The sequence below is a fragment of the Bradyrhizobium sp. CFUWI genome, from assembly GCF_056429085.1.
The window spans coordinates 1-392 of the sequence record NZ_JBWJZE010000305.1; the positions used below are offsets into that span (position 1 = coordinate 1).

General features: G+C 70.4%; 1 protein-coding gene. It reads right to left on the bottom strand.

What is annotated here, in order from left to right:
• On the bottom strand, positions 1 to 392 hold a 392-nt coding region (locus tag AC066S_RS39930; RefSeq protein WP_478272085.1), incomplete at both ends, for a phosphoenolpyruvate carboxylase.

The following is a 392-nucleotide window of genomic DNA, read 5'->3' on the forward strand; positions in this document are numbered from 1 at the left end:
GGTGGTGCAGCGGATCGATGTAGGGGAAGCGGTGGCGGATGGACCGCGCGAGCGCGGTGTTGTGCGCCAGCCGCTGCCGGTCGCCGGTGATGCGCGCGAGCGCGTCCACCGTGCGCTGCCATTCGGCCTCGATCGCGCCGAACACCTTGCGGCGCAGGCGCGCGTCCGCCACCAGCTCGCTGTAGCGCGACGCCAGCGCCAAATCGCTCTTGGCGAGCACCATGTCCATGTTGGAGAGCAGCGTGCGGAAGAACGGCCACTGCCGGTACATCTTCTGCAGCAGCGCCATGCGCGCCTTGGGGCTCTCGCCCGGCGTTTTCACGAAGGCCTCCACCGCGGCGCCGAAGCCGTACCAGCCCGGCAGCGTGAGCCGGCACTGGCCCCAGCTGAAG